The organism is Pseudomonas sp. BN505 (assembly GCF_029873175.1).
GTDB lineage: Bacteria > Pseudomonadota > Gammaproteobacteria > Pseudomonadales > Pseudomonadaceae > Aquipseudomonas > Aquipseudomonas putida.
Genome location: NZ_SSOI01000023.1, coordinates 22,270 through 35,246, shown reverse-complemented (window position 1 = coordinate 35,246; position 12,977 = coordinate 22,270). Strand labels below are relative to the sequence as shown.

General features: G+C 63.5%; 13 protein-coding genes. 5 read left to right on the top strand and 8 right to left on the bottom strand.

Annotated elements, in window-relative coordinates; genetic code table 11:
- Positions 1-2: 2 nt before the first annotated feature.
- Entirely contained in the window at positions 3-476 is a 474-nt protein-coding gene (gene ybeY, locus E8E78_RS04580) for an rRNA maturation RNase YbeY (protein ID WP_049275627.1), read from the bottom strand.
- On the bottom strand, positions 469-1,467 hold the full coding sequence (locus tag E8E78_RS04575; protein ID WP_049275628.1) for a PhoH family protein: 999 nt from the start codon (positions 1,465-1,467) through the stop codon (positions 469-471). The genes ybeY and E8E78_RS04575 overlap by 8 nt, the downstream gene beginning before the upstream one ends.
- A 232-nt stretch (positions 1,468-1,699) precedes the next feature.
- On the opposite strand from E8E78_RS04575, the gene E8E78_RS04570 reads away from it, so the two are divergent.
- Complete coding sequence (locus tag E8E78_RS04570; protein WP_041167902.1) at positions 1,700-2,026, top strand: DUF1820 family protein; 327 nt, start codon at positions 1,700-1,702, stop codon at positions 2,024-2,026.
- Positions 2,027-2,029: 3 nt separating this feature from the next.
- Here the strand turns inward: E8E78_RS04570 and E8E78_RS04565 are convergent, their stop codons facing one another.
- The 4 genes from E8E78_RS04565 to E8E78_RS04550 form a co-directional block, all read right to left on the bottom strand.
- Positions 2,030-2,575, bottom strand: a complete 546-nt coding sequence (locus E8E78_RS04565) for a tetratricopeptide repeat protein (RefSeq protein ID WP_049275629.1) — start codon at positions 2,573-2,575, stop codon at positions 2,030-2,032.
- Positions 2,576-2,859: 284 nt separating this feature from the next.
- The gene (gene hemL / locus E8E78_RS04560; RefSeq protein WP_063422778.1) at positions 2,860-4,143 is read right to left on the bottom strand and encodes a glutamate-1-semialdehyde 2,1-aminomutase; all 1,284 of its coding nucleotides are present in this window, start codon (positions 4,141-4,143) and stop codon (positions 2,860-2,862) included.
- A 17-nt stretch (positions 4,144-4,160) separates the two neighbouring features.
- A complete protein-coding gene (gene thiE, locus E8E78_RS04555) occupies positions 4,161-4,784 on the bottom strand; it encodes a thiamine phosphate synthase (protein ID WP_016489343.1) in 624 nt (207 codons plus the stop codon).
- Between the two features lie 13 nt (positions 4,785-4,797).
- Entirely contained in the window at positions 4,798-5,595 is a 798-nt protein-coding gene (locus tag E8E78_RS04550) for a hydroxymethylpyrimidine/phosphomethylpyrimidine kinase (protein WP_049275631.1), read from the bottom strand.
- A gap of 265 nt (positions 5,596-5,860) precedes the next feature.
- Here E8E78_RS04550 and E8E78_RS04545 point away from each other — a divergent pair, with 265 nt between their 5' ends.
- The 4 genes from E8E78_RS04545 (at position 5,861) to E8E78_RS04530 (ending at position 11,949) form a co-directional block, all read left to right on the top strand.
- Positions 5,861-7,849, top strand: coding sequence for a hybrid sensor histidine kinase/response regulator (locus E8E78_RS04545; RefSeq protein WP_049275632.1), 1,989 nt, complete (start codon positions 5,861-5,863; stop codon positions 7,847-7,849).
- A 182-nt stretch (positions 7,850-8,031) separates the two neighbouring features.
- On the top strand, positions 8,032-9,684 hold the full coding sequence (locus E8E78_RS04540; RefSeq protein ID WP_049275634.1) for an acyl-CoA dehydrogenase family protein: 1,653 nt from the start codon (positions 8,032-8,034) through the stop codon (positions 9,682-9,684).
- A 162-nt stretch (positions 9,685-9,846) separates the two neighbouring features.
- A complete protein-coding gene (amn, locus tag E8E78_RS04535; RefSeq protein ID WP_016501782.1) occupies positions 9,847-11,310 on the top strand; it encodes an AMP nucleosidase in 1,464 nt (487 codons plus the stop codon).
- A 6-nt stretch (positions 11,311-11,316) separates the two neighbouring features.
- Positions 11,317-11,949, top strand: coding sequence for a pseudouridine synthase (locus E8E78_RS04530; protein WP_049275637.1), 633 nt, complete (start codon positions 11,317-11,319; stop codon positions 11,947-11,949).
- A 115-nt stretch (positions 11,950-12,064) separates the two neighbouring features.
- Here the strand turns inward: E8E78_RS04530 and E8E78_RS04525 are convergent, their stop codons facing one another.
- Together E8E78_RS04525 and E8E78_RS04520 are read right to left on the bottom strand one after the other, a co-directional pair.
- Entirely contained in the window at positions 12,065-12,268 is a 204-nt protein-coding gene (locus tag E8E78_RS04525) for a DUF2788 domain-containing protein (protein ID WP_003249787.1), read from the bottom strand.
- 54 nt (positions 12,269-12,322) lie between these two features.
- On the bottom strand, positions 12,323-12,799 hold the full coding sequence (locus E8E78_RS04520) for an Lrp/AsnC family transcriptional regulator (RefSeq protein WP_016501780.1): 477 nt from the start codon (positions 12,797-12,799) through the stop codon (positions 12,323-12,325).
- Between the last annotated feature and the right edge of the window lie 178 nt (positions 12,800-12,977).

Sequence of the window (12,977 nt, the reverse complement as noted above, 5' to 3'; positions counted from 1 at the left end):
TTTCAGTGTGTGATTGAGTCGGTTTCATCGTCGGCATACGGGTCGGGGTGACCCAGTTCCGCCAGCAATTCCCGTTCCAGGCTTTCCATTTCTTCGGCTTCCTCATCATCGATGTGGTCGTAGCCGAGCAGGTGAAGGCAACCGTGAATGACCAGGTGCGCCCAGTGGGCTTCGAGCGACTTGCCTTGTTCGGCCGCTTCGCGCTCGACCACCTGGACGCAGATCACCAGGTCCCCCAGCAGCGGAATATCGAGCAGTTCGTCGGGCACATCGGCCGGGAACGACAGCACATTGGTCGCGTAGTCTTTGTGCCGGTAGGTTTGGTTCAGCTCACGGCCTTCGGCTTCGTCGACCAGGCGAATGGTCATTTCCGAGTCGGCGCTGCGCTGGCGCAGGGCCAGCTCGCACCAGCGGCGGAAGGCGGTGTCATCCGGGGCGGCAGCGTCCGTGGCCCGTTGGATATCAAGTTCAAGCATCTTTGCCGGGCGCCTCGGGCTTGGCCTGGCGGGCTTCGAAGCGGTCGTAGGCTTCGACAATACGCTGCACCAGTGGGTGACGAACCACATCTTTGGGTTGGAAGTGGGTAAAACTGATGCCCGGAACGTCCTTCAGCACCTCGATGACGTGTGCCAGGCCCGACTTGGTGCCACGTGGCAGGTCGACCTGGGTGATGTCGCCGGTAATCACCGCGGTGGAGCCGAAACCGATGCGGGTGAGGAACATTTTCATCTGTTCCAGCGTGGTGTTCTGGCTTTCGTCGAGGATGATGAAGCTGTTGTTCAGGGTACGGCCACGCATGTAGGCCAGCGGGGCGATCTCGATCACCTGGCGCTCGATCAGCTTGGCAACGTGTTCGAAGCCGAGCATTTCGTACAGGGCGTCGTACAGCGGGCGCAGGTACGGGTCGATCTTCTGTGCCAGGTCACCTGGCAGGAAACCAAGCTTTTCGCCTGCCTCGACCGCAGGGCGCACCAGCAGGATACGGCGCACCTGTTCGCGCTCCAGCGCATCCACGGCACAGGCCACGGCAAGGTAGGTCTTGCCGGTACCGGCCGGGCCGACGCCGAAGTTGATGTCGTTGGCCAGTATTTCCTTCACGTAGCGCTGCTGGTTGAGCCCGCGCGGGCGGATGTTGCCCTTGCGCGTACGCAGCGACACGCTGACCTCGTTGACGGCCGGGTTGTCGATGTTTTCGACAGCCGACTCCTGCAGGTACAGGTGCACGGTTTCCGGCGACAGGTCGGTGGCCTTGGTCTCGCGGTAGAGACGGCGCAGCAACTGTTCGGCCGCAGTGGTGGTCTTGGGTTCGCCGATCAGTTCGAACTGATTGCCGCGGTTGCGGATTTCGATGGCCAGGCGCTGTTCGATCAGGCGCAAGTGCTCGTCGAACTGCCCGCACAAGTTGGCGAAACGGTGGGCCTCGAAGGGCTCGAGGATGAAACGATGGGGTTCTATGGGTGCGTTCAAGGTCGTTTTTAGCCGCTCGACGGCAATGGGTGTGAACTCAAGAATAACCCTTGAATGCCAGTGGCGAAAGCACTGAAACGTTCAACGGTATGTACTGCCTGTTCTGGCCTCTTCGCGGGTGAACCCGCTCCCACAGGTTGTGTGCATGACCTGTGGGAGCGGGTTCACCCGCGAAGAGGCCGGAGCAGGTATCATGCCTGCCTTTTCTTACGCATGTGTTATCCCTCCCATCATGAGCAAACGCGAACCTGCCATCTATAAAGTGATCTTCCTCAACCAGGGGCAGGTCTTCGAGATGTATGCCAAGCAGATCTACCAGAGCGACCTGTGGGGCTTCCTGGAAATCGAGGAGTTCGTGTTCGGCGAGCGCTCGCAACTGGTGGTGGATCCGAGCGAGGAGAAGCTGAAGAACCAGTTCGAGGGGGTGATCCGCAGTTTCGTCCCGATGCACTCGATCGTGCGCATCGACGAAGTGGAGAGGCTAGGCACGGCAAAGATCAGCGAAGCCAAGGGCGGCGGCAATGTGATGCCGTTCCCGATGCCAATGCCGGAAAAGTAACCGTCAGGGGAGTGGCGAGAACGGCGTGCGCCCTTCGGCGTTCTGCAGTTCCAGCAGGTATTTGCGGAAGATCTGGCCGAGCACCTGGGTGGCATGCTCCAGTTCGTCGCGGGGCATTTGCTCGGTGACTTCGTCGGCCATGTCCAGTGCATCTTCGGCGCCGTTGACCGCGGCCATCTTCAGCAGGATGTAGGCCTGCACGTTGTTGGCCTTGACCCCTTCGCCATGGAAGAACATGGCACCCAGACGATACTGGGCGTCGGCCTGACCTTGCAGCGAAGCCTTCTGGAACCAGTCCAGGGCTTTGTCGAGGTTTTTCGGCGTTTGCGTGTAGTAGTACTCGCCCAGTTCGAATTGCGCCTGGGCATCCCCCGCGTTAGCCGTCTGCTCGCAGGCCTTGAGGGCGTTTGCCAGGTCTTCAGGCTGAACATTCAAGGTGCAGCGGCCCGTCGCCGGAATCAGCAACGAGTTACCGCCCTCCGCCAAGGCCAGCAGGGGCTGAAGAAGCAACAGGCAGCCCAGGGTCAGGGCGCGGCCGGTGCGGTTCATGGGGATCGACTTACCTCTGCAAAGCTGCGGCCAATGTCTGGTGGCACATTATGGGATAAGCAGCGCCAACCTTACAAAGTTTTACTCGAATTTCTGCTTGGTGGGGGAAGTCAGCTGATTGTGCATGCGTAATTATTGCCTGTAGCGGCCTCTGTGGGAGCGGCCTTGTGTCGCGATAGGGCTGCGCAGCAGCCCCAGAATTCCAGCAGAAATGCATCAATTGCTGGGGCCGCTTTGCGGCCCTATCGCGACACAAGGCCGCTCCCACAAAGGGGAGTAGCTACTTATTTCAGGGCAGCAAAGGCCTTCTCAGCCGCATCCAGGGTGATCTGCAGCTCCTTGTCGCCGTGGGCGATGGAGGTGAAGCCCGCCTCGAACGCGCTCGGTGCCAGGTACACGCCGCCTTCCAGCATCAGGTGGAAGAAGCGCTTGAAACGTTCGGCATCGCTGCTCATCACGTCTTCGAAGGTGACGATATCGTCGGCGCCGCTGAAGTACAGGCCGAACATGGCACCGGCCTGGGTGGTGACGAACGGTATGCCAGCGGCATCGGCACGTTGCTGCAGGCCATCGAGCATGCGGCTTGTGTAGTCGGTCAGCTCGGCGTGGAAGCCCGGGCGGCTGATCAGCTTCAGTGTGGTCAGGCCAGCGGCCATGGCCAGCGGGTTCCCCGACAGGGTGCCGGCCTGGTAAACCGGGCCGAGTGGGGCGATGCAGCCCATGATTTCGCGCTTGCCGCCGAAGCAACCGACCGGCATGCCGCCACCGACGATCTTGCCGAAGGTGGACAGGTCCGGCTTGATGCCGTAGTGGCCCTGGGCGCCGCCCAGCGAGACGCGGAAGCCGGTCATCACTTCGTCGAAGATCAGCACCACGCCGTGTTTGTCGCACTGCTCGCGCAGGCCTTCAAGGAAGCCCGGCGCCGGTGGGACGCAGTTCATGTTGCCGGCCACGGGCTCGACGATGATGCAGGCCACGGTCTGGCCGACGTCTGCCAGGGTTTTCTCGACCGCGGCGATGTCGTTGAACGGCAGGGTCAGGGTGTGCTTGGCGAAGTCTGCCGGCACGCCGGCCGAGCTTGGCACGCCCTGGGTCAGCAGACCGGAACCGGCTTTTACCAGCAGGCTGTCGGAGTGGCCGTGGTAGCAGCCTTCGAACTTGATGATGGCGTCACGGCCGGTGTAGCCACGGGCCAGGCGGATGGCGCTCATGGTGGCTTCGGTGCCCGAGCTGACCATGCGCACCATTTCCATCGACGGCACCAGCGAGCAGACCAGGTCGGCCATGTCGGTTTCCATGGCGGTCGGCGCGCCGTAGGACAGGCCGTGCTCAAGCTGCCTGCGTACCGAGTCCAGTACGTCCGGGTGGCCGTGGCCGAGGATCATCGGGCCCCAGGAGCCGACGTAGTCGACATAGCGCTTGTCGTCTTCGTCAACGACGTAGGCGCCTTCGGCATGCTTGAAGAACAGCGGCGTGCCGCCCACGCTTTTGAAAGCGCGCACTGGCGAGTTGACGCCGCCGGGGATGTGCTTCTGGGCTTTGGCGAACAGGTCTTCGGAACGGGACATGAAAGGCTCTCTCGAAATCAGGATGCGAACAAGGCATTGAAGGCGCGGGCGCGGCGGGTAACTTCCTGCGCGCTGTCGGCACCGAACAGGCCATGGATCACCGCCAGCAGGTCGGCGCCGTGGGCGACCAGCGGGGCGGCGTTGTCGAGGGTGATGCCGCCGATCACGGCAATCGGCAGTTTCACCTGGGCACGCGCCTGCTCCAGCAGTTCGACGTTGGCGGCGGGCGCGCCCGGCTTGGTAACGGAATTGAAGAAGCGGCCAAAGGCGACGTAGCTGGCGCCTTCGCTGGCGGCCTGGGCGGCCAGCTCGAGGCTGGCGTGGCAGGTGGAACCGATGATCGCCCGGCGGCCGAGCAGGGCGCGGGCCGGGGTCAGCGGGCCGTCGGTCTGGCCCAGGTGTACACCGACGCCCAGGCGTGCGGCCAGTTCGGCGTCGTCGTTGATCAGCAGCTGGGTGCCGTAGCGCTCGCAGAGCTTCATCAGCCCTTCGGCTTCACGCAGGCGGCGCGCCGCGTCGTCACTTTTGTCGCGGTACTGCAGCAGGCACACGCCGCCTTCCAGTGCCGCCTCGACATGGGACAGGAACCGGCCGGCGAGCAGCTGGCTGTCGGTGATTGCATACAGACCGCGTAGCTTCATTGAAAGCCTCGTATCAGGAACAGAAGTCCAGGGGCAGGCGGCGCGGCACGTACTGGCCCCTGCCCAGCTGCTCGGCGTCACGCAGGGTGCGCCAGGTGTAGTCCAGGGCGCTGCGCACGGCGCTTTCCAGCTGCTCGCCGAGGGCCAGGCGGCCAGCCAGGGCGCTGGCCAGGGTGCAGCCCGAGCCATGGTAGCTGCCCGGCAGGCGTTGGCAGGTCCAGGTGTGGAGCTGGCCGTCCTGGGTGTACAGGCGGTTGTGAATTTCGTCTTCGTCGCCGTGACCGCCGGTAATCAGCAGGTGTCTACAGAACGGCAGCAGCTTTTCGGCACATTCGTCGGCGGTGCCTTCGGGCAGTTCGGCGAGGATGCGGGCTTCAGGCAGGTTCGGCGTGGCGATGGTCGCCAGCGGCAGCAGGCGTTCGCGCAGGGCGTAGCCCACTTCGTCCTTGCCCAGGCGGCCACCGCCGCCGGCACGCAGCACCGGGTCGCAGACCAGCGGCAGGTGCGGGTGGGCGGCCAGCAGTTCGGCGACGGTGTCGACCATCTCGATCGAACCGAGCATGCCCAGCTTGACGGCGGCCACCGTGGAGTCGGCCAGCACGGCATTGGCCTGGGCCAGTACCCACTCGCGGTCGAGCACGCGGAAGTCGGAAACGTTGACGGTATCCTGCACGGTCAGGGCGGTCACTGCGGGTGCAGCGTGACAGCCTTGGGCGATCAGGGCTTCGATATCTGCCTGCAGGCCGGCGCCGCCACTGGGGTCGTGGCCGGAGAGACAGAGGACAACGGGGCGGGAGCTGTAGGTATTCATGGTCGGCGAGCTTACCACCAAACCTGTTTGGGCGGATCGTCCGACAAACGAGTTTTACTGATCGATCGGTCAGATTCTAATTCTCTGATCTTCTGAAAGTATTGATTTAGAGTCTTTTCTTTGGTTTTTGATATGGCCGATTGCCAGGTTGCGAAGCTATGCTAGAGTGCTCGGATAACTCGACAAACGGGTTCTGCTGGATCACGTCGTCTCAAACGGATGGGAGGCTACCGCGACGCGACCGGACAGGCCATGCTGGGGCTGTATGCGCTATTTGCTGATTGTGCTTCTGGGCTTGCTGCCCGTGCTGGCCGGGGCGGTCGATTTCGACGACGCTACCCGGCATCTTCCATTGGGCAAGGCCATGCAGGTTTACGAAGACCTCGATGGCAGTGCCAGCATCGCCCAGGTCAGTGCCCCCGGGTTTGCCAAATTCTTCCGCCCCCACCATGAAGACGTGCTGAACGCCGGTTATTCCACCTCGGTGTTCTGGCTCAAGGTCGAGCTGCGCCCCGTTGCCCCGCCCGGCGCTGCCCCGCGGCAGTGGCTGCTGGAGCTGGCCTATCCGCCGCTGGACCACCTCGAGCTGTACTTGCCTGACGGTAGCGGTGTATACCGCCTGGCGCAGCGCACCGGCGATGCCTTGCCCTACGACAGCCGGCAGATACGGCAGAACAACTACCTGTTCAAGTTGCAGTTGCCCCCTGGCCAGGTGACCACCGCCTACCTGCGGCTGCACAGCCAGGGTTCGGTGCAAGCGCCGCTGGCACTGTGGTCCCCTGCAGCCTACCTGGAAGAGCAGCCCACGCGCCTGTATGTGCTAGGGATCATTTACGGCGTGTTGCTGGTGATGCTGGTGTACAACCTGTTCATCTACCTCAGCGTGCGCGACGTCAGCTACCTCTACTACATCCTTTATATCGCCTCGTTCGGTTTCTACCAGGTATCGGTGAACGGTGCAGGCGTGGCCTACTTCTGGCCGGACAGCCCCTGGTGGGCGAACGCCTCGACGCCGCTGTTCATCGGTGCGGCGGGCCTGTTCGGCTGCCTGTTCGCCCGGCACTTCCTGCAACTGGGCAACATCAGCCGTGGTTTCGACCGGCTGCTCCAGCTGCTGATGTTGGGCGGCGCGCTGGTCATGGTAATGGCGGTGAGCATGCCCTACGGCATTGCCCTGCGCATGGCCACGCTACTGGCGTTGCTGTTCACCGTGAGCATCTTCAGCGCCGGCTTGTACGCCTGGTGGCGTGGCTTGCGCGTGGCGCGCTGGTTCATCATCGCCTGGACGGCGTTCCTGCTTGGCGGGCTGGTCAACACCCTGATGGTGCTGGGCCACCTGCCAAATGTGTTCATCACCATGTATGCCAGCCAGCTCGGTTCGGCGCTGGAGGTAGCATTGCTGTCGCTGGCGCTGGCCGACCGTATCAACAGCCTGCGTGAGCAACAGGCGCAGACCTTGCGCGAGACAGGGCGCACGTTGGAGCAACTGAACCTGCAGTTGGCCAGGAGCAATCGCCTGAAAGACGAGTTCCTGGCCAGCGTGACCCATGAGCTGCGCACCCCGATGAATGGCGTGATCGGCTCGCTGGAGCTGATGCACACCCTGCCGATGGAAGCCGAAATGGCCCAGTACCACCGCACGGCGGTGGGCTCGGCGCAAGGCATGATGGACATGGTCGACGCCATTCTTACCCTGTCCGAGCTGCAGGCAGGCCGCCTGCGCGCGCAGCCGGCGCCGTTCAGCCTGCGCGCACTGCTGCAGGGCTTGCGCGCCGGTTATGCCGGGCAGGCGCTGCGCAAAGGCTTGTACCTGAGCCTGGACATACCGGCCGACCTGCCGGACGGGCTGCTGGGTGACGGGCAGAAACTGGCCCAGTGCCTGGGCTGCCTGGTGGACAACGGTTTGAAGTTCACCCATCAGGGCGGGGTGATGATCCAGGTGCGCGGCCGCCGGTTGGGGCCGGGCGACCTGGCCTTGACCTTTACCGTCAGTGATAGCGGTATCGGCTTCGATGACCTGGAGCAGTCGACCCTGTACCAGCGGTTCTTCCAGGTCGACGGTTCGATGACCCGGCGGTATGGCGGCCTGGGGATTGGCTTGTCGATCTGCCGGCAGATGGGGGAATTGCTGGGGGCCAGGTTGGCGCATGAGTCGACGCGCGGGTTGGGGAGCCGGTTCGAGTTGAGTTTGAACGTGGCGATTTCGCAGGTGCAGATGAGCCCGAACATCTTGCAGGCGCGGCGCTCGCTTTGAAGGCATGGCATTAGGTTGAGGCTGAAAGGTGCTCGCCGTGGCAGGTGCATCTGTCAGCCCTGATGCCTTCCCAAGGCACACGCCACCCCCACCACACGTTTAGTCATTAATGCCCCTTTGACTCCCCCGCAAGCAGTGCTTCACTGGGTCTCTCAAGCCTACCCGGATCCAGGAGCCCCCCGATGAACCTGCACCAGTACGCTGAAACCCACGAAGTCACCAACCAGCCGCCGCCTCTCGACGGTGCCAACCTGTACCGCCTCGACCTGCCTTTGCAGGAATGGTCCCGGCGTTTCGGCGCGGGCTGGGCCGAGTCGCGGATAGATGCCTACGGCGCCCTGGCGGGCGGCCCGCTGATGCAGGCAGGTTTCCTGGCCAACGCGCACAAGCCGGAGTTCATCAGCCACGACCGCTATGGCCATCGCATCGACCTGGTCGAGTTCCACCCGGCCTACCACGAGCTGATGCGTACCGCCGTCGAACACGGCCTGCCTTCTTTGCCATGGGCCGAACCCCGCGCTGGCGCCCATGTGGCACGCGCGTCGATGACTTACCTGCACAGCCAGGCCGAAGCCGGTACTGGCTGCCCGCTGACCATGACGTTCGCTGCCGTGCCGGCGCTGCGCCTTCAGCCCGAGCTGGCCGAGTACTGGCTGCCGAAAATCCTTGCCTGCGAGTATGACCCGCGCAACGTCGGCGACCGGCACAAGGCCGGGGTCACCCTGGGCATGGCCATGACCGAGAAGCAGGGCGGCACCGATGTGCGCGCCAATACCACGCGGGCCTACCCGGTAGGGGCACCTGGCCCGGGCCAGCCATATGAGCTGGTCGGGCACAAGTGGTTCTGCTCGGCACCCATGTGCGATGCCTTCCTCACGCTGGCGCAAACCGAAAAAGGCCTGAGCTGCTTCCTGCTGCCGCGCCATCGCCCGGACGACAACCGCAACCAGTTCTATATCCAGCGCCTGAAGAACAAGCTGGGCAACAGCTCCAACGCATCCAGCGAGGTAGAGTTCCGTGGTGCGCTGGCATGGATGATTGGGGAGGAAGGGCGGGGTGTGCCAACCATCATCGAGATGGTCGCCATGACCCGTTTCGACTGCATGGTCGGCTCCAGCGCCCTGATGCGCCAGGCGCTGACCCAGGCGGCCCACCACTGCGCGCACCGCAAGGTCGGCGGCCGGTTGCTCAATGAGCAGCCGCTGATGCAGAACGTGCTGGCCGACCTTGCCCTGGAAAGCGAGGCGGCACTGGCCCTGAGCCTGCGTATGGGGCAGGCGCTGGAGCAACTCGACGACCCGCAGCAGGCGCATTTCGCCCGGCTGGTCACGGCGGTTGGCAAGTACTGGATCTGCAAACGGGCGCCGGCCATGATCAACGAGGCCGCCGAATGCCTGGGCGGTGCGGGTTATGTCGAAGACAGCATCCTGCCACGTCTGTACCGCGAGGCACCGGTCAATTCGACCTGGGAAGGCTCTGGCAACGTACAGTGCCTGGATGTGCTGCGGGCCTTGTCCAAGGAGCCGGGCGTGCTCGATGCGCTGTTCGCCGAATTGGGCGACGGGCATGGGGATCCGCGGCTGGCGGCGCATATCGGCAACCTCAAGGGGGCATTTGCCGACACCGGCGACATACAGTATCGCGCGCGGCAGCTGACCGAGGATATCGCCCTGGCGCTTCAGGCCAAGCTGTTGCTGGAGGCGGGCAACGCGGTGGTCAGCGATGCGTTTATCGGTAGCCGCCTGACGGGTGGTGGACGGGCGTATGGGGCGCTGCCACGGGGTGTGGATGTGCTGGCGCTGGTGAGCAGGGCAACACCTGCCTGGCCGAGTTAAGGTGGCTTTGAGGCGCTCATCGCCTGCCACGCAGTTGCCACAGTTAATGCACTTGTGGGAGCTGGCTTGCCGGCGATAGGGCCGGTACTGACCGCCGGGGATGTAATTGCCATGAAACGCAGGCAAGATGGTTCACATGCATGTCCAGACAGGAAGCACAGTGTGAGCCACGCTTTTGTAGTCGTTGATACCCCCGAACAGGCCGTCGACCGTCTGGCGGCCCTGCATGAACAGGCCACCGGGGCCCTTAGCCAGGCCCTCAAGCGTTACCTGAAGGATCGTACCGAGCCGGGCGCCGATGAGCGCGACCTGTTCCGCTACCCGGCGCTGCGCCTGACCTACTACAGCCACGGTGAGGTCGCCGCCACCACGCGGGCCTATGCCAAGGTGCAGGTGGCCGGCACCTACAGCGTCACCGTCACCCAGCCCGCTGCGTTCCGTGGCTACTTGCTGGAGCAGTTGCGCCCCCTGATGCACGACTACACCGTCACGGTAGAGGTAGGCATCAGCGAGCAGAACATTCCATACCCTTACGTAGTCGACCAGGGCGACGAACTGGCCGGCAGCGGCATTACCGCCGCGCAGCTGGCGCGGGTGTTCCCTAGCACCGACCTGTCGGCCGCCACTGACAACATCGCCGATGGCCTGTACGACTGGGACCGTGCCGAAATTTTCCCACTGGCGCTGTTCGACGCTGCGCGCGTCGACTTTTCGCTGCGCCGCCTGGTGCACTACACCGGCAGCGACTGGCGCCATGTGCAGCCGTGGATCCTGCTGACCAACTACCACCGTTATGTCGACCAGTTCATCAGCCACGGTCTGGAGCAACTTCGCGACGACCCGCGCTTCGTGCGCATGGTGCTGCCAGGCAACGTGGTGATCGAAAAAGCCATGGATCACGGTGAAACCCAGGCCCTGGTCGCCAGCGTGATCTGGCACCGCTACCAGATGCCGGCCTACCACCTGATCGCCGCCGACGGCGACGGCGTGACCTTGGTCAACATTGGTGTCGGCCCTTCCAACGCCAAGAACATCACCGACCACCTGGCCGTGCTGCGCCCGCACTGCTGGCTGATGATCGGCCACTGCGGCGGATTGCGGCAGTCGCAAACCATCGGCGACTACGTGCTGGCCCACGCCTACATGCGCCGTGACGGCATTCTCGACCGGGTGGTACCGCCGAACATCCCCATTCCAGCCCTGGCCGAAGTGCAACTGGCCTTGCAGGAAGCGGCTGCGCAGGTTACCGGCGAACGTGGCGAACAGCTGAAGAAACGCCTGCGCACCGGCACCGTGCTGACCTACGACGACCGTAACTGGGAGCTGCGATGGGCCCAGGAACGGCCGTTGATCAACCTGTCGCGTGCCGTGGCCGTGGACATGGAAAGCGGCACCATTGCTGCTCAGGGTTACCGTTTGCGCGTGCCGTACGGCACCTTGCTTTGTGTGTCCGACAAGCCGCTGCACAGCGAGATCAAGCTGCCGGGTTCGGCTAACGCCTTCTACAACCGGGCGGTCAGCCAGCACCTGAAGATCGGCATTGCCGCCCTCGACCTATTGCGCACCGAGCTCAACTCGCTGCACTCGCGTAAACTGCGCAGCTTCGATGAGCCGCCGTTCCGCTGAGGATCCATGTCACTGCCACCCCGTAACAAGCCGCGCCGCCCCCAGGCGCGGCCTGCCGCCGGCCCGCGTCGCCAGCCCAAGGCGTCACCGGCCGAGCCGCGCCTGATCCTGTTCAACAAACCGTTCGACGTGCTCACCCAGTTCAGCGACGGCGAAGGGCGCGCGACCCTCAAGGACTTCATCGACATCGCGGGCGTGTACCCGGCCGGGCGCTTGGACCGCGACAGTGAAGGCCTGCTGTTGCTGACCAACGATGGCGGGCTGCAGGCGCGTATTGCTGACCCCAAGCACAAGCTGGCCAAGACTTACTGGGTACAGGTGGAGGGGGAACCGAGCGACGAGCAGTTGCAGCGCTTGCGCGATGGCGTGGAGCTGAACGATGGGCCGACTTTGCCGGCCGAGGCGCGGCGGCTGGAAGAACCCGACTTGTGGCCACGCAACCCCCCGGTACGCTTTCGCAAGAGCGTGCCGACCAGCTGGCTGGAACTGGTGATTCGCGAGGGGCGTAACCGGCAGGTACGGCGGATGACGGCGGCAGTGGGGCTGCCGACCTTGCGCCTGGTGCGGGTGCGGATCGGGGATTGGGCGCTGGATGGGCTGGAGCAGGGTTGCTGGCGCGAAGTCCCTGCCAAGCTTTAGTTCAGGTCATGGGCCTGTTCGCGGGCACGCCCGCTCCCACAGGGACGGCGCAGTACTCGAAGGCAACGCCAAACCTGTGGGAGCGGGCGTGCCCGCGAACAGGCCCTGAAATTTTTTATACGCCTTCGAGAAACCCCACCACCACGCTCTTGATGATAAAGGCCAGCACCCCCAGCCCCAGCACGAAGAACAGGATCAACGTCCCGAACTTGCCTGCCTTGGACTTTTTCGCCAGGTCCCAGACGATGAAACCCATGAAACCGATCAATACGGTGACCAGGATTATCATCATCCACTCTTCGAATACGGCGGGATCCATCTGTGTTCTCCAGGCAGGCTGAGCAGCCGATTATACGCCGGCCACCGTGGGCATTTAACGCAGGTGGGTCAATGGCAGCTCGGTGCTGGCCAACACCTGGTTGAGCACGAAGCTTGAACGCACGCTGGTGACGCCTTCGATACGGGTCAGGCTGCCTAGAAGCAGTTTCTGGTAATGGTCCATGTCCGGCACCACCACTTTGAGCTGGTAGTCGGCATCCATCCCGGTGACCAGGCTGCATTCAAGCACCTGCGGCAGGATACGGATGGCCGCCTCGAAGGTTTCGAAGCGCTCCGGGGTATGGCGGTCCATGCCGATCAGCACGTAGGCGGTGAGGCTCAGGCCCAGCTTCTTGCGGTCGAGCAGCGCCACCTGGCGCGAGATGTAGCCGTCGTCCTCCAGTTGCTTGACCCGACGCGAGCATGGCGAAGGCGACAGGCCTATGCGTTCGGCCAGTTCCTGGTTGGAAATGCGCGCATCGCGCTGCAATTCGGCGAGGATGCTCAGGTCGTAGCGGTCAAGTTTGCTCATGGCATTTGCCCTTTTCTGTTCGTATTGCGGCGAATTATCAATCCAGGGTGAAAAATTGCGCAAGTGCTATTTATCTGAGCAATCTTCGCAATCCTCTGCCGCAACCTGTTCGGTATCTTTATCAACAGAATCACTGCCCGGACATCAGTCCACGGCGACGCGCTCTAGGCGGGCGGTC